This is a genomic window from Pseudomonas sp. DF5, assembly GCF_058148225.1.
The window spans coordinates 122,698-139,037 of the sequence record NZ_JBYVYM010000009.1 but is presented as its reverse complement, the minus strand read 5'-3'; the positions used below and the strand labels follow the sequence as shown (position 1 = coordinate 139,037).

Genomic DNA, 16,340 nt, shown 5'->3' with positions numbered 1-16,340 from the left:
AGATGGCTCCACTTTCCAGCCACAACCGATAGGAGTCACACCATGCAACAGTCCCACACTTACCAGGACCCAAGTCTGGCCCTGACCACTTCGATCCTCGATGCCAAGGCGCGCAAGCATCTGTCCTGGCAGGATCTGACCGACGGCACCGGCCTGGGCCTGGCCTACGTCACCGCCGCCCTGCTCGGCCAACATCCGCTGCCGGAAGCCGCCGCCAAAGTGATCGGCGAGAAACTCGAACTGGACGCCGACTCCGTGGCCCGCCTGCAAATCATCCCGCTGCGCGGCAGCCTGTCGGGGGTTCCAACCGACCCGACCATCTACCGTTTCTACGAAATGATCCAGATCTACGGCACCACGCTCAAAGCCCTGGTTCACGAGCAGTTCGGCGACGGCATCATCAGCGCGATCAACTTCAAGCTGGACCTGAAAAAGGTCGAAGACCCGGAAGGCGGCTCCCGCGCCGTGATTACCCTGGACGGCAAGTTCCTGCCGCTGCGTCCGTTCTGAAACAACCCAGTCAACCTGTAGGAGCGAGGCTTGCCCGCGAAGAATGCACCGCGGTTTTTCAAGCATTACGCGTCATCGTTCTTCGCGGGCAAGCCTCGCTCCTACAGGTTCTGTGTCTTGATTCACCGGCACTCCCCCCTCATTCAATGCAAGGAAGTCCGCCATGAAAGCGCTCATCGAAGGTTTATTGAAGTTTCAGAAAGAAGCGTTTCCGCAACGTACCGACCTGTTCAAACACCTGGCCACCACCCAACATCCCGGCACCTTGTTCATCACCTGTTCCGACAGCCGCGTGGTACCGGAGCTGCTGACCCAGCAAGAACCCGGCGAACTGTTCGTGGTGCGCAACGCCGGCAATATCGTGCCCTCTTACAGCCCGCATCCGGGCGGCGTGTCGGCCACGGTGGAATATGCGGTCGCGGTATTGGGCGTGACGGACATCGTGATCTGCGGGCATTCGGACTGTGGCGCCATGACCGCTATTGCCCAGTGCAAATGCATGGATCACCTGCCCGCTGTCAGCGGCTGGTTGCAGCACGCCGAGTCGGCCAAGGTGATCAACGAATCCCGCCCTCATGCCAGCGACGCGGCCAAGGTCAGTTCGATGGTGCGGGAAAACGTCATCGCCCAACTGGCGAATATCCAGACCCACCCGAGCGTGCGCCTGGCCCTGGAAAAAGGCCTGTTGAACCTGCATGGCTGGGTCTATGACATCGAAACCGGCTCGGTCGACGCCCTGGATGCCGGCAGTCACAGCTTCGTGTCGCTGGCCGAACACCCCGGCACTTGCGCCGTGCACGGCAAAACGGTCGAAGCCGCCTGAAGGTGTCGACCGCACAAGCTGCACCAGGCTTGGCGCAGCGTTACAAAGTGGACAGGCGCGCTACTGCGCCCGTCCTCGTTTCCCGGCCGGGAATGTGTCACTCACACGGTCGCCCTGGTTATTTGTCGTCCGTCTTGGCTGACGATTGTGGCCGACGTTCAGGTGTGTCTTCAGCGTTGGGCGCTTCTGGAAAACTGCCTGGGGTGAACACATGAGTGAGCAATTCGCTGGCATCGATGTTGACGACACCAGGAACCGAACGGGCCAGAGCAACAGCGTGCTCACACTGTCTATGGGTATTGACGCGACCGCTCAATGCCACCGTGCCCGCATGGGTTTTGACATGGACATTCAGGCCAAGAGTGGTATCGGCCAAGGCCAGGGCCGACTTCACCCGGGTGGTAATCCACGTGTCGTGAACGACCGTTTCCAGACCATGGGAGTAATGTTGGATGTCATGAAGTTTCATGGCGCAATCCTCTCACACGTAATCAGATGCGCTGTCCGTCCCCGCGCAGGCACGGACACACAATAAGTATAGTGTGTCCGTGCCCGCGGTCAGAGGGCTGTCCCTGATGCCGGTAAGTTAATAAGAGCGACGAAATTCCTGTGGGAGCGTGGCTTGCCCGCGAAGAGGGAGTGTCAGTCAACATTGATGTCGCCTGACACACCGCTTTCGCGGGCAAGCCACGCTCCCACAGGTTTGCGCGTCTCAGCGTTTGACTGACAGGCTCGTCTGGGTCATGCGGCTGCGGATCGTGAACACGCCATCACCCGAGAGAATCGCGCTGCGCGCAAAAAGACGACCGCTCTCCCAGTTCGAAAGCCCCAGTTCCGGCTTGTTCAGCGCGTACTGCCCATCGACCCAACGGGTGATCCCGTTGCCGACAAAAGGCGCGTTGACCGCGTTGTAGAAACGCGCCTGCGCCTGGGCATCTTCACTGATCAGCGACACGGTGAATTGCGGGCTGTAGCGGTTGAACAAGGCAATGGCCTGATCCAGGTCATCGACAATCTTCAGGCTGACTTCCGGGGTTTCTTCCCACTCCCATTCGCGGCCCAATTGCTCCTCGGGAAGCGGTTCGGCCTGTGCTTCGGTCTGATAGCCTTCAGCGCGGTACACCTCGACGCTCGCGGTGCGCCAATCGCTCGGCAAATGCTGCTCGCTGCCCTCGACGATGTGCAGTTTGCAGCCCTGGCCCCGAGCGGTGCCGGCCTGTTGCAGTGCATCGAGAAACAGCGGCACCAGTTCGGCAGCTCGGTCGCGGTGGATCAGGCAAACGTTCAGGGTGTTGCAGACTTTGCGGTCCAGTGAATTGCGCACCACGGCGGCGAAGCGCTGGGCATCGGCGTCTTTGTCCGCGATCAGCCAGGCGCCACCGGTGCCGTGCAGGCTGACGGCGGTGCCGGCCTGTTGCGCGATGCTGCCCAACTGGCTGACCGCACGCCCCGAACCACGGGCCACGGCCAGCGACAGGCGCCGGTCGGCGAACATTGCCCAGCCAGCCGCGTGATTGACGCTTTCGACCAGCGACACCGCACCGCTCGGCAACCCGGCATCGGCCAGTGCCGGATTCAGTGCATGGGTAACGATGGCCTGAGCGGTGCCCAACGCGTCGCTACCAATACGCAGCACCGCGGTGTTGCCAGTGCGCAATACACCGGCGGCGTCGGCGAAGACATTCGGCCGGCCTTCGAACACAAAAGCGACGATACCCAGCGGCGAAACCACCTGTTCGACTTTCCAGCCGTCGTGCTCGACGCAACTTACGACTTGGCCGCGGGTAGCTGGAGCATCGCGCCAGGCCCGTAGGCCTGCGATCATGTCGCGGCGCATGCGCTCATCAGCCAGCAATCGCGTGGTGGAGCGCCCGCGCGCCTTGGCTCGCTCGATGTCGGCCAGGTTGGCGGCCGCAATCAAGGCCCAGCATTCCGGGGTTTCCAGGCGTTGCGCGAAGCGATCGAAGAACTCGCTGATGGCTTGATCCGAAACGCTGGACATAGCGGCAAACGCCGCCTCGGCGCGCTCGATGGCGACCGTCGCCGCTTGCTGATCCACCACAGGGATCAGCAACAACTCGCCGCTGACCTGCTCCACCAGCAGATGGTCGCCGGGCTGAAAGCGCGCCGCCAGTTCGGGGCTGACGACAGTGACACGATTACCGGCAAAAGGGATCGGCGTGCCAGCGACTAGACGTTCGAGCGCAAGAGACATGAAGCGGTTTCACCATGCAGGGGGCGGTCGGAAAATGTATAGCAAATTTCCCGCAGCGTCATGCCCGTACCGCTCTAGAACACCGACCAGCCAATTCGCTGACTCAATAATTCCAGCGCCGCCATGCCAGCGAGCGAGTTACCGGCAGCGTTCAACTCCGGGGACCAGACGCACACAGTGAACTGCCCCGGCACCACCGCGACGATCCCTCCGCCCACGCCGCTCTTGCCCGGCAGACCGACGCGATAGGCAAAGTTGCCCGCTTCGTCGTACAGCCCGCTGGTGGCCATGATCGAGTTGACTTGCTGGGTCTGGCGGGCGCTGAGGATCTGTGCGCCGCTGTGTTTGCAGAAACCGTCGTTGGCCAGGAAGCAGAACGCCCGGGCCAGGTCCACGCAACTCATGCGCAGCGCGCAATGGCTGAAGTAGCTGCGCAGCACCGCCTCGACATCGTTATGGAAGTTGCCGAACGACTGCATCAGATACGCCATCGCCGCGTTACGCGCGCGGTGCTGGTATTCGGATTCGGCGACCTTGCCGTCCACCATGATGTTCGGGTTGCCGGACAAGCGCCGGACAAAATCGCGCATCGACAATGCCGGCGCGGCAAAGCGCGATTGATTGATGTCGCAGATCACCAGCGCACCGGCATTGATGAAGGGATTGCGCGGGCGCCCGCGCTCGAATTCCAGCTGCACCAGCGAGTTGAACGGCTGGCCGGATGGCTCGTGGCCCAGGCGTTCCCAAATCGCTTCGCCGGAGTGTTCGATGGCCTGCACCAGGCTGAACACCTTGGAAATACTCTGCACCGAGAACGGCGTGTCGGCGTCCCCCGCGCAAAACAACTCGCCGTCATTGCCATACACGGCAATGCCCAATTGATTGCCCGGTACCTCGCCGAGGGCGGGAATGTAGTCAGCCACTTTGCCCTGACCGATCAACGGTCGGACTGCGTCAAGGATCTCGTTCAACAGCGCTTGCATGCCGGGTTCCGAAGTCTCGCCCCATGGGATTGCGGGGACACTGTCGCTAGACGCCGCTGGGCGGCGCTGAATCACAGTTTTGTATGGGAATGTATCTTTCACCGCCCGGGATACACCAACTTGCACCGGGGGGCCTTTCAGACATATCGCCAATACAGCTGATTGCAACACTTCTGTCGTCCGCTGACCACCGGCAAATCGGGTCGGCCCTTGCTCAGGAGTGTTGTCATGATGACCCAAGTCCCCCGTTACCATGGCTGGTCGCTGTTTGGCCTGCTGGCCATGCTGGTGCTGTTGATGACCGGCCTGATTCTGCTGCTCAACCCAGACCTGGTGGAAGCCACCCGCAGCGCCATTCGCGCCACCGCACGCACTTCGTTTGTGTTGTTTCTCGCGGCGTTTACCGCATCGGCCCTGGCGGTGCTGGTGCCCTCGCCTTTCAGCCGATCGCTGGTGCGCGAACGACGCTTCATCGGCCTGGCCTTCGCGTTTTCCCACCTGGTCCACGCCATCCTGATTTATAGCTACGGCCAGTTGAACCCCGAGTTCTGGCCCGGTCGCACCACCGTCGGCAATATTCCGGGTTCGGTCGGTTACCTGTTCATTCTGTTGATGGCATTGACCTCATTCAAAACCACGGCACGCCTGATCGGCCCCAAAGCCTGGAAAGCCCTGCACACCAGCGGTATGTGGGTGATCGCGGCGGTGTTCACCTATTCCAACTTCAAACGCATCCCTCTCAGTGCCTGGTACGTCCTGCCGTTCGACCTGATGTTTTCAGCGGTCGCCATTCGGCTGCTGGGCAAGATTGCGAAGAAGTACAAACGTAGCCTGCCCCGCGCCTATCCCCTGACCAGCAACACCCCGTAGCAGCTGCTACGAGTTATTGCCTGCCAACGATCAAACTCACGGAGATCAAACCCATGAACACTTCACTTTCGTCGGCCATCCAAGGCCTGCACCTGAACCTCGACCGTGTCGGCAACTGGATCGCCCCCCTCACCCTGCGGCTGTTTCTGGCCTGGGAGTTTTTCGAGTCAGGCCTGGAAAAATGGAACGGCCAGAACTGGTTCGCCGACATCCAGGACCGCTTCCCGTTTCCCTTCAACCACGTTCCCGCAACGCTGAACTGGGAACTGGCGATGTGGGCCGAACTGATCTGCGCCCTCACCTTGCTGGCAGGCCTTGGGACACGGCTCTCGGCGATTATTCTGGTGGTGGTCACGGTCGTTGCGACCGCTGCCGTTCACTGGCCGGCCGATTGGTCTACATTGAGTGAACTTGCCCAGGGTTATGCCATCAGCAATAAAGGCCACGGCAACTTCAAGCTGCCGTTGATCTACCTCGTAGCCCTCATGCCGTTGTTGTTCTCGGGGGCCGGCAAACTCAGCATGGACGCGTTGTTGGCTCGACTCTTCTTGCGGCGCAGTCACCGCTGAGACGCCAGCGCCTCGATACCTCATCCAACTTGTGTAAAGGAGCCATCATGAGCGTAACCAGCCAATGGATCGAAATCAGCAGCCCTGAAGGCACCTTCGGCGCTTACCTGGCCATCCCCCACACCCGTAAAGGGCCGGGGATCGTGCTGATTCAGGAAATCTTCGGGGTCAACGAACACATTCGCTCGGTTGCCGAGCAATACGCCGCCGACGGCTATCTGGTCATAGCGCCGGATCTGTTCTGGCGCCACGGCCACCGTATCGAACTGGGCTACGACGAAGCCGGCTGGAAACGCGCTGTCGAATTAATGAACGCCACCGACATCACCAAGGCCCAGGCCGACATCAAACTGGCCATCGACACTCTGAAGACACATACCGGGCTGGACGGCAGGATCGCCTCCATCGGTTTCTGCTTCGGCGGCATGCTGTCGTACAACACCGCGGCCAACGGTTTCGTCGACGTGGCGATCGCCTACTACGGCGGCGGCATTCAGAACCAACTGGATCGGGCCGGTGAAATCAAAGTGCCGCTGCTGATGCACTTCGGCGAACAGGACAGCCACATCCCCATCGACGCCGTGAAGCAAATCGCCGAGCGTTTCGAGTTCAACGACGACGTCGATATCGAGGTGTATCCGGGGGCCGAACACGGCTTCAACTGCTCGCACCGCGACAGTTACAACCAGCGGGCAGCGGTCGAGGCGCATGGCAATACGTTGCTCTTCTTGAGTCAGAATCTTTAAGGGCTGATCGTCGACATGAACAATCGGTAAGATTCAACCCCGGAAACCAGCATGGACAACCTGTCAAAACCCAGACCGGCCTCACTGCGTATTCCCTCCACGGTCTGGGCCCTGGGTTTTGTCAGCCTGTTCATGGACCTGTCTTCCGAGCTGGTACACAGCCTGCTGCCGGTGTTTCTGGTTACCACCCTGGGCGCCAGCGCCTTGACCGTCGGGGTGATCGAGGGCATCGCCGAGGCGACCGCGATGCTGGTCAAGATATTCTCCGGCGCCATCAGCGACTTTATCGGCCGGCGTAAAGGCCTGCTGTTGATGGGCTACGGTCTGGCGGCGTTGTCGAAGCCGCTGTTTCCCCTCGCGCACTCGGTTGATGTGGTATTCACCGCGCGTTTTCTGGATCGCATCGGCAAAGGCATTCGTGGCGCGCCACGCGATGCGCTGGTCGCCGATGTCGCCCCTGCCGAAATCCGTGGTGCCTGCTTTGGCTTGCGCCAGTCGATGGACACCGTGGGGGCGATTCTGGGTCCGGTTCTGGCGATCGTGCTGATGCTCTGGCTCGGGCAGATCCATCTGGTGTTGTGGTTTGCGGTGATCCCGGCGGTGATATCGGTGGCGCTGATTGTCGGTGGCGTCAAAGAACCTACCGATGTCGCCGGGAAACACACCTTTCGCTCGCCTATCCACTGGAAGGTACTGCGGGAGTTTTCCCGGGGTTACTGGTGGGTGGTGATCGTCGGAGGGCTCTTCACGCTGGCCCGTTTCAGCGAGGCCTTTCTGGTCTTGAAAGCGCAGCAGACAGGCCTGACGGCCACTTGGGTGCCGATGGTGATGGTGGTCATGTCGCTGCTGTATGCGGTGTCCGCCTACCCGGCCGGCTGGTTGTCCGACCGGATCAGCCGCACCAAATTGTTGTGTGTCGGCATGGGTTTGCTGATCCTCGCGGACCTGCTGCTGGCGCAAGCGGATTCCATCACGACCATGCTGGCGGGCGTGGCCTTGTGGGGTCTGCATATGGGGTTCAGCCAGGGCATTCTCGCGACGCTGATCGCCGACACCGCACCCGAACATCTCAGGGGCACAGCGTTCGGCCTGTTCAATCTGATCAGCGGCGTGTGCCTGCTGATCGCCAGCGTGCTGGCTGGCGCGCTATGGGAAACCTCGGGTTCCGCCAGCACTTTCATCGCCGGGGCGGTGCTGGCGGCTGCAGCGTTGCTGTTGCTTGTGCTGCGCAAGAACACCTGAAGCCTCAGCGACCAAGCCGATCCGCCAATCCCCTGGCCTGCTGAGTCGCGGCTTCACGCGCGCTGAGGTCAACGTCTTCCCCCAGGATGGTTTTCTCCACAATCACCGAGTGCACATCCGTCACGCCGATAAATTTCAGCCAGGCTTCCACGTAGGGCTTCTGGAAGTCGAAGCGCTCTGCCGGGGTGATCGACTGCGCCGAAAAATCCAGGCCGCGGGCATACATCACCACAGCGGTTTTGTTGTGCAGCATGCCTTCCAGACCGCGCTCCGGGTCGAAGCTGAACAGGATGTCTTTCTGCGACACCAGATCGATGAAGTGCTTGAGTTTGTACGGGATGCTGAAATTCCACAGTGGCACGGACATCACCAGAACATCCGCGCTGTGCAGGTGCGCGGCCAGATCTTTCAAGGTGTTCCAGGCGTCTTGTTGTGCCGGGGTCAAGGGCGTGCCATTGAGTCCGGCGTATTTGGCGTCCATGGCCAGATCATTGAACTCCGGCAACGCCATGTTCCAAAGGTCGAGGGTGATGATTTCGCTGTCCGGGGTGTTTTCCTGATAGCGCGCAATGAAGCTGCGAGCGACCTCCAGGGAGGCCGAGCGCTGCTTGCGTGGGGAACATTCGATATGCAGAAGAGTAGTCATGGCACGCCTCGGGTAATGGGAGATGGGGGCGGCAAACATTGCAACATAGTTTCATTTGGAATATAAATCGTAAATAAATAGCCAATTAATCACATATCAAACTATGTTCGATGCTCTGCTACTCAAGACATTTGTCACGGTCGTCGATGAAGAAGGCTTCAGCCGTGCAGCCGAGAAACTGCACCTGACCCAATCCGCGGTCAGTGGGCACGTGCGGCGACTGGAAGAACAGATTGGTAAACCCCTGTTGAGGCGTACCACCCGTTCCCAACAACTGACGCCCGATGGCGAACGCCTGGTGGCTTATGCGCGCACCATCCTTGCGCTGAACCGTGATGCCTGGGCAGAACTGACACGAACGCCGTTTCACGGACGGCTGCGGATCGGGGTATCCGAAGACTTTGTCGAGTCGCGATTAATGCGGACTTTTCAGGATTTCGCGGCGCAGTACCCGGGGATGGAGATCGATGTGCAAGTGGGCATTCCGGGCACATTGCTGGCCTTGATGAAACAAGGACATCTGGAGTTGGTCATCGGTTCGCTGTGCGAAACCAGCGACGCGGGGCTGCTGCTGTGGCAAGAACCGCTGGTGTGGGCCTGGTCGGCGCAGCCCGTCACCGAGTTACCGACGCCGTTGCCGCTGGCCCTGTTCCCCGAGCCGTGCCCTTATCGCGAGGTGGCCCTGACACAACTGGCTCGGGCGGGGATCACCCAACGAACCGCAATGTTGTGCAGCAGCACGGCGGGATTGCGAGCAGCGGCGCTGGCTGGCTTCGCGGTAGCGCCCATGCCGGTCAGCCAGTTGGGGCAAGGACTGGCGGCTCTTGGCGCAGAACAAGGATTGCCGGATTTGCCGGATGCGCAGTTTCGGTTGTTCAGCGCACCTGAAGCGGATCAGGTAATTGTGGCAGCCGTCACTCAACTCATTGTGGAGTATTGCTCCATGCGCAGGACTTAAGAATCATTTTGAGGGCTCTGAACAATTGCACCCCACATCACTATCTGGCGCCTTGCTGGTATTCACGGGGCGTACATCCAAACTCGCGACGGAACACCGTGTGTAGATATTGAGCGGATTTGAAACCGCAATTACGGGCAACATCCGCAATCGCTGTATCGGTATTTTCCAGCCCGCTGGTGGCCGCCGCCAGTTTGAAACGCAGAATCTCGTCGTGCACGCTGCAGCCTCGCTCAGTGCGAAAGTGCGACTCCAGCGATGAGCGCGACACGCCGACATAAGCCGCCACTTGCGCCGTCTTGATGCCCTGGCAGGCATATTGGCGGATAAACAGCAGCGCTTGCATGACGTAGGGGTTGCCCAAAGGTTGGTGCAAACTCGACACCTGCACGTTGATCGCATCAGGCGGGATCAGGATGTGCGTGCCCGTGGACGGCTTGCCGTGCAGCATCTGGTGTAGCAGTTGCGCGGCGGTGCGGCCCATGGTTTCGGTGCCCTGGATGACCGAGCTCAGGGGGACCCGGGTCAGGCAGCGTGTCAGGGGGTCGTTGTCGATGCCGATCAACGCCACCTGCTCCGGTACGGCGATTCCGGCGGTCAGGCAGGCTTGCAGCAACTGCCGGGCGCGGGCGTCACTGACGGCGATGATGCCAATGGGCTTGGGCAGGCTTTGGAGCCAGGCGATCAGTTGTTCGACGGCGCTGTCCCAGAGCGGTGCGCTGGTACCCATGCCGCGATAGACCTCGGCGTGCAAGCCGTCACGTTGCATCAGTTGTCGAAAGGATTTTTCCCGCTCCTGAGCCCAACGATTTGCCTGCGCTTCAGGCAGGCTGAAGCAGGCAAAACGCTGCAGCCCTGCCTCGATCAAGTGCGTGTAAGCCAGTGTGATCAGTGCGTTATTGTCGGTAGCGACGTACGGGATCCCTTTCGGATAGGCCCGCTCATCCTGATAAGAACCACCCACCGCCACCACGGGCAACTTGATGCTGGCCAGCGCCTCGCCAATCAGCGGATCGTCGAAGTCGGCAATGATTCCGTCACCTTGCCAGCGCTCGATCCCTTTCAACCGACAGAGAAAGTCCTCTTCCAGGAACAGGTCCCAGGACGCGCGGGTGCTGCTCAGGTAGTTGCCGATGCCGCTGATGATGCCGCGGTCATAGATCTTGCTCCCGTTGAACAACAGTGCGATGCGGTGAACAGGCGGTAGGGTTTTCATTGTTTTCAGGCTTGTTCCGGGCCCTTGTCATAGAGGCGGTTTGCACAGACTAGGCGTGCAGACGGCGAATCTCAATACGCAAAATCGCACCCGCTGTTGGTGATTTTCATAATCAGCAGGCACGGGGCCGTTGCTAGTATCGGGACACCGCCAAGAACAACAAGGACATTGCCAATGCCGTACTTCCCCGATGTCGACCGGATTCGCTACGAAGGCCCCGCCAGCGATTCTCCCCTCGCCTTCCGTCACTACGACGCCGACAAAATCATCCTCGGCAAACCCATGCGCGAACACCTGCGCATGGCCGCCTGTTATTGGCACACCTTCGTCTGGCCGGGTTCCGATGTGTTCGGTGCAGGTACTTTCAAGCGCCCGTGGCAACACGCCGGCGACCCGATGGAGCTGGCCATAGGCAAGGCGGCGGCCGCGTTCGAGTTCTTCTCCAAATTGGGTATCGACTATTACTGCTTCCACGACACGGATGTCGCCCCGGAAGGCCATTCGCTGAAGGAGTACCGCAACCACTTCGCGCAAATGATTGATCACCTGGAGCGACACCAGGAAGAAAGCGGGATCAAGCTGCTGTGGGGAACTGCCAACTGCTTCAGCAACCCGCGCTTTGCCGCAGGCGCCGCCAGCAACCCGGACCCCGAAGTGTTCGCCTGCGCCGCCGCCCAGGTATTCAGCGCCATGAACGCGACCCAACGCCTTAAAGGGTCCAACTACGTGTTGTGGGGCGGTCGCGAAGGCTACGAAACCCTGCTCAACACCGACTTGAAACGTGAACGCGAACAACTGGGCCGCTTCATGCGCATGGTGGTCGAGCACAAGTACAAGATCGGTTTCAAGGGCGACCTGCTGATCGAGCCCAAGCCGCAGGAGCCGACCAAGCACCAATACGATTACGACAGCGCCACCGTGTTTGGCTTTCTCCAGCAGTTCGGCCTGGAAAAGGAAATCAAGGTCAACATCGAGGCCAACCACGCGACCCTGGCCGGTCATAGCTTTCATCACGAGGTTGCGACGGCCGTCTCGCTGGGGATTTTCGGCAGCATCGACGCCAACCGCGGAGATCCGCAAAACGGCTGGGACACCGATCAATTCCCCAACAGCGTCGAAGAAATGACCCTGGTCACCTATGAAGTTCTCAAGGCCGGCGGGTTCAAGAATGGCGGGTTCAACTTCGACTCCAAGGTTCGCCGCCAGAGCCTCGATGAGATCGATCTGTTCCATGGTCACGTCGGCGCAATGGACGTCTTAGCCCTGTCCCTGGAGCGGGCAGCCGCCATGGTGCAGAACGACCAGCTTCAGCTGTTCAAGGATCAACGCTACGCGGGCTGGCAGCAGCCGTTCGGGCAGGCGGTGCTGGCGGGTGAGTTTAACCTCCAGTCATTGGCCGAACACGCATTCGCCAACGAGCTGAATCCGCAGGCCGTCAGCGGCAGGCAGGAGATGCTCGAAAACCTCGTCAACCGGTTTATCTATCGCTGATCGCCAACGGGGTCTGCGGGCGCAACGACGCTGTGACATTCGCACGACAAATCTGTGTCCGCTGCGTCTGCAGATTCTCTACAGTTCCACCAGCCCGATACTCATCGTCAGGCAGTGTCTTTCAAACAAAAATAAAAGGACGCACCACCATGAAGAACGTAAAACGCACGCTGTTTGCTGGCGCCCTGGCGTTGCTTTCGCTGCCGGTATTGGCCGATGCTGCCCATCCGAAAATCGGTTTCTCCATTGATGATCTGCGGTTGGAACGCTGGTCACGTGACCGCGATTACTTCGTTGCGGCGGCGGAGAAAATGGACGCCAAGGTCTTCGTACAGTCGGCCGATGCCAACGAGCAAAAGCAGATTTCGCAAATCGAAAACCTCATTTCCCGTGGCGTCGATGTCATCGTCATCGTGCCGTTCAACGCCACGGTCCTGACCAATGCAGTGGCCGAAGCGAAGAAAGCCGGAATCAAGGTCGTGTCCTATGACCGTCTGATACTCAACGCGGATATCGACGCCTACATTTCCTTCGATAACGAAAAGGTCGGCGAGATGCAGGCCAGCGGCGTGCTGCACGCAGCGCCCAAGGGCAATTACTTTCTGCTCGGCGGTGCGCCCACCGACAACAACGCAAAAGTCCTGCGCGAAGGTCAGATGAAAGTGCTGCAACCGGCCATCGACAAGGGTGATATCAAGATCGTCGGCCAACAATGGGTGAAGGAATGGAACCCTACCGAAGCGCTGAGCATTGTTGAAAACGCCTTGACCCGCAACGACAACAAAATCGACGGCATCGTCGCCTCCAACGACGCCACGGCAGGCGGCGCTATCCAGGCCCTGGCCGCTCAGCAACTGGCCGGCAAGGTGCCGATTTCGGGGCAGGACGCGGACCTCGCAGCGGTCAAGCGAGTGATCGCCGGCACTCAAACCATGACCGTGTACAAACCGCTTAAACTCATCGCCTCCGAAGCCGCCAAGCTCTCGGTGCAACTGGCGCGTAACGAGAAACCCGCCTACAGCTCGCAGTACGACAACGGCAGCAAAAAAGTCGACACCATCCTGCTCACTCCGACTCCGTTGACCAAGGACAACATCGACCTGCTGGAACAGGACGGGTTCTACACCAAGGCGCAGATAGCCGGAAAGTGATCATCACCCCGTAATGCCCCCCCTGCAGGAGCTCGCTCCTGCGGGACCAGCTTCGTACCTGCCGCTTATGAGTCTCTGCCATGTCCGACTATCTGCTGCAAATGAACGGTATCGTCAAAACCTTCGGCGGTGTCAAAGCGCTCAACGGCATCGATATCAAGGTCAAGCCGGGTGAGTGCGTTGGGTTGTGCGGCGAGAATGGCGCCGGCAAGTCCACGCTGATGAAGATCCTTTCCGCGGTGTACCCCCATGGCACCTGGGACGGTGAGATCCTCTGGGACGGTCAACCGCTCAAGGCGCAATCGATCAGTGAAACGGAAGCCGCCGGTATCGTCATCATTCACCAGGAACTGACGCTGGTTCCCGACCTGTCGGTGGCCGAGAACATTTTCATGGGCCATGAACTGACGCTGCCTGGCGGACGGATGAATTACCCGGCGATGATCCACCGCGCCGAAGCCCTGATGCGTGAACTGAAAGTGCCGGACATGAACGTATCGCTGCCAGTCTCGCAGTACGGCGGCGGCTATCAGCAACTGGTGGAAATCGCCAAGGCACTGAACAAGCAGGCGCGCCTGCTGATCCTCGACGAGCCTTCATCGGCCCTGACCCGTTCGGAAATCGAGGTGTTGCTGGACATCATCCGCGACCTCAAGGCCAAGGGTGTTGCCTGTGTCTACATCTCCCACAAGCTCGATGAAGTGGCCGCCGTGTGCGACACCATTTCGGTGATCCGGGACGGCAAACACATCGCCACGACCGCCATGGCGGACATGGACATTCCACAGATCATCACCCAGATGGTCGGACGGGAAATGAGCAACCTCTACCCCACCGAGCCACACGACATTGGCGAGGTGATTTTCGAAGCCCGCCACATCACCTGCTACGACGTCGACAACCCCAGGCGCAAACGGGTCGACGATATTTCGTTCAGCCTCAAACGCGGGGAAATCCTCGGCATCGCCGGGCTGGTCGGTGCAGGCCGCACCGAGCTGGTGACCGCGCTGTTCGGCGCCTACCCCGGTCGCCACGAAGGTGAAGTCTGGCTGAACGGCCAACTCATCGACACCCGCACGCCGCTCAAGTCAATCCGTGCCGGCCTGTGCCTGGTGCCCGAGGACCGCAAGCGCCAGGGCATCATTCCAGACTTGGGAGTCGGCCAGAACATCACCCTGGCCGTGCTGGACAGTTACTCGAGACTGACCCGCATCGATGCCGAAGCCGAACTGGGCAGCATCGATCGAGAAATTTCGCGCCTGCACCTCAAGACCGCGAGCCCGTTCCTGCCGATCACCAGTCTGTCCGGCGGCAATCAACAAAAAGCCGTATTGGCGAAGATGCTGCTGACCAAACCCCGGGTGCTGATTCTCGATGAGCCCACCCGGGGGGTGGATGTCGGCGCCAAGTACGAGATCTACAAATTGATGGGGGCGCTGGCGGCCGAAGGCGTGTCGATCATCATGGTGTCTTCGGAGCTGGCCGAAGTGCTCGGCGTTTCCGACCGCGTACTGGTGATCGGCGAAGGCCGGTTGCAGGGCGACTTCATCAACCATGAACTCACTCAGGAACAGCTGCTCGCCGCCGCACTCAGCCAGCCTGACAGCCATAACAATAAAGATCGGAAATCCGCGTAAATGAATCAGGTCAAACAACTCTTCACACGCTACAAGATGCTCGCGCTGGTGTTTGCCGTGGCGTTTATCTGGCTGTTCTTCAGCTGGCAGACCGAGGGCGGATTCCTGACACCGCGCAACCTCTCCAATCTGCTGCGCCAGATGTCCATTACCGGGATTCTCGCCTGCGGCATGGTGCTGGTCATCATCAGCGGCGAGATCGATTTGTCGGTCGGCTCATTGCTGGGCCTGCTCGGTGGCGTCGCGGCCATTCTCGACGTTATTTACCACATACCGCTGCTGGCGAACCTGAGCCTTGTCGTCCTGTGCGGACTGCTGATCGGCCTCGCCAACGGCTACATGGCTGCCTACCTGCGCATTCCGTCTTTCATCGTGGGGCTGGGGGGCATGCTGGCTTTCCGGGGCATTTTGCTGGGGATTACCGGCGGCACGACCATCGCCCCGGTGTCGCCGGAGCTCGTCTACATTGGCCAGGGTTATTTGCCACACACGATCGGCACGGGCCTGGGCGTTCTGCTGTTCGCACTGACGTTGTTCCTGACCTGGAAACAACGGCGCAATCGCGCCCTTCACGGCCTGGCGGCACATTCACTGGTGCGTGACGGAGTACGCGTGCTGTTGATCGGCGCGGTGCTGGCCGGCTTCGTCCAGACCCTCAACAGTTATGACGGCATCCCCGTGCCGGTCCTGCTTCTGCTGATCCTGCTGGGCGGGTTCAGCTACGTGGCCAGTCAGACCGTTTTCGGCCGACGCGTCTATTCCGTGGGCAGCAACATGGAAGCGACGCGCCTGTCCGGTATCAATGTGCAGGCCGTGAAGCTCTGGATTTTCGGGATCATGGGCGTGATGTGCGCCCTCGCCGGCGTGGTCAACACCGCGCGCCTGGCCGCCGGTTCGCCCTCGGCCGGTAGCATGGGCGAACTCGACGCCATCGCCGCCTGCTTCATCGGCGGCACCTCCATGCGCGGCGGCTCCGGTACTGTCTACGGCGCCCTCCTCGGCGCGCTGGTCATCACCAGCCTGGACAACGGCATGTCCATGCTCGACGTCGACAGTTATTGGCAGATGATCGTCAAGGGCAGCATTCTGGTGTTGGCCGTGTGGGTAGATGTGAGCACCCGGACCGGACGACGCTGATCCGCTGCGGATGAAGTTATCCACGACCGTCTGCTTCTGGCGAGATGTCAGTCGTCGTGACGGTCGTAACGCACCCGTTGCAACTTACAACGCAATCCGTCGGTAACGACTAAGCTTTTTCGAATGAACCTTGCCTATCAAGGGGA

At 60.2% G+C, this 16,340-nt stretch carries 16 protein-coding genes; 11 read left to right on the top strand and 5 right to left on the bottom strand.

Annotated elements, in window-relative coordinates:
* Nucleotides 1–42: 42 nt before the first annotated feature.
* On the top strand, nt 43–510 hold the full coding sequence (gene cynS, locus AC30D7_RS10995) for a cyanase (RefSeq protein WP_490134065.1): 468 nt from the start codon (nt 43–45) through the stop codon (nt 508–510).
* A 163-nt stretch (nt 511–673) separates the two neighbouring features.
* Complete coding sequence (locus AC30D7_RS10990; RefSeq protein WP_019579449.1) at nt 674–1,333, top strand: carbonic anhydrase; 660 nt, start codon at nt 674–676, stop codon at nt 1,331–1,333.
* A 118-nt stretch (nt 1,334–1,451) separates the two neighbouring features.
* On the opposite strand, the gene AC30D7_RS10985 is transcribed toward AC30D7_RS10990, so the two are convergent.
* From AC30D7_RS10985 to glsB, 3 genes are all read right to left on the bottom strand, one after another.
* The gene (locus tag AC30D7_RS10985; protein ID WP_490134064.1) at nt 1,452–1,802 is read right to left on the bottom strand and encodes a BON domain-containing protein; all 351 of its coding nucleotides are present in this window, start codon (nt 1,800–1,802) and stop codon (nt 1,452–1,454) included.
* Nucleotides 1,803–2,045: 243 nt separating this feature from the next.
* Nucleotides 2,046–3,548 (bottom strand): aldehyde dehydrogenase family protein, encoded by a 1,503-nt coding sequence (locus AC30D7_RS10980; RefSeq protein WP_490134063.1) that lies wholly within the window; start codon nt 3,546–3,548, stop codon nt 2,046–2,048.
* Between the two features lie 74 nt (nt 3,549–3,622).
* Nucleotides 3,623–4,531: a glutaminase B gene (gene glsB, locus AC30D7_RS10975; RefSeq protein WP_018929762.1), complete on the bottom strand. Its 909-nt coding sequence runs from the start codon at nt 4,529–4,531 to the stop codon at nt 3,623–3,625.
* 228 nt (nt 4,532–4,759) lie between these two features.
* Between glsB and AC30D7_RS10970 the strand changes: the two genes are divergently transcribed.
* From AC30D7_RS10970 to AC30D7_RS10955, 4 genes are read left to right on the top strand one after another with little or no spacing between them, the layout of a single operon-like run.
* The gene (locus tag AC30D7_RS10970; RefSeq protein WP_490134062.1) at nt 4,760–5,401 is read left to right on the top strand and encodes a ferric reductase-like transmembrane domain-containing protein; all 642 of its coding nucleotides are present in this window, start codon (nt 4,760–4,762) and stop codon (nt 5,399–5,401) included.
* A gap of 53 nt (nt 5,402–5,454) precedes the next feature.
* Nucleotides 5,455–5,970 (top strand): HvfX family Cu-binding RiPP maturation protein, encoded by a 516-nt coding sequence (locus tag AC30D7_RS10965; RefSeq protein ID WP_490134061.1) that lies wholly within the window; start codon nt 5,455–5,457, stop codon nt 5,968–5,970.
* A gap of 47 nt (nt 5,971–6,017) precedes the next feature.
* Entirely contained in the window at nt 6,018–6,716 is a 699-nt protein-coding gene (locus tag AC30D7_RS10960) for a dienelactone hydrolase family protein (RefSeq protein WP_490134060.1), read from the top strand.
* A gap of 51 nt (nt 6,717–6,767) precedes the next feature.
* Nucleotides 6,768–7,958, top strand: a complete 1,191-nt coding sequence (locus AC30D7_RS10955; RefSeq protein WP_490134059.1) for an MFS transporter — start codon at nt 6,768–6,770, stop codon at nt 7,956–7,958.
* Nucleotides 7,959–7,962: 4 nt separating this feature from the next.
* On the opposite strand, the gene AC30D7_RS10950 is transcribed toward AC30D7_RS10955, so the two are convergent.
* Nucleotides 7,963–8,604, bottom strand: coding sequence for an FMN-dependent NADH-azoreductase (locus AC30D7_RS10950; RefSeq protein ID WP_490134058.1), 642 nt, complete (start codon nt 8,602–8,604; stop codon nt 7,963–7,965).
* A gap of 103 nt (nt 8,605–8,707) precedes the next feature.
* Between AC30D7_RS10950 and AC30D7_RS10945 the strand changes: the two genes are divergently transcribed.
* Nucleotides 8,708–9,562, top strand: a complete 855-nt coding sequence (locus AC30D7_RS10945) for a LysR substrate-binding domain-containing protein (protein WP_490134057.1) — start codon at nt 8,708–8,710, stop codon at nt 9,560–9,562.
* A gap of 40 nt (nt 9,563–9,602) precedes the next feature.
* Here AC30D7_RS10945 and AC30D7_RS10940 read toward each other — a convergent pair whose 3' ends face one another.
* Nucleotides 9,603–10,778 (bottom strand): XylR family transcriptional regulator, encoded by a 1,176-nt coding sequence (locus AC30D7_RS10940; RefSeq protein WP_490134056.1) that lies wholly within the window; start codon nt 10,776–10,778, stop codon nt 9,603–9,605.
* Nucleotides 10,779–10,952: 174 nt separating this feature from the next.
* Between AC30D7_RS10940 and xylA the strand changes: the two genes are divergently transcribed.
* From xylA to AC30D7_RS10920, 4 genes are all read left to right on the top strand, one after another.
* Entirely contained in the window at nt 10,953–12,269 is a 1,317-nt protein-coding gene (gene xylA, locus AC30D7_RS10935; protein WP_490134055.1) for a xylose isomerase, read from the top strand.
* Nucleotides 12,270–12,418: 149 nt separating this feature from the next.
* Nucleotides 12,419–13,420 (top strand): D-xylose ABC transporter substrate-binding protein, encoded by a 1,002-nt coding sequence (gene xylF, locus AC30D7_RS10930; protein ID WP_490134054.1) that lies wholly within the window; start codon nt 12,419–12,421, stop codon nt 13,418–13,420.
* Nucleotides 13,421–13,500: 80 nt separating this feature from the next.
* Complete coding sequence (gene xylG, locus AC30D7_RS10925; RefSeq protein WP_490134053.1) at nt 13,501–15,057, top strand: D-xylose ABC transporter ATP-binding protein; 1,557 nt, start codon at nt 13,501–13,503, stop codon at nt 15,055–15,057.
* Nucleotides 15,058–16,194, top strand: coding sequence for a sugar ABC transporter permease (locus AC30D7_RS10920; RefSeq protein ID WP_490134052.1), 1,137 nt, complete (start codon nt 15,058–15,060; stop codon nt 16,192–16,194). It begins immediately after the preceding gene.
* Nucleotides 16,195–16,340 lie beyond the last annotated feature (146 nt).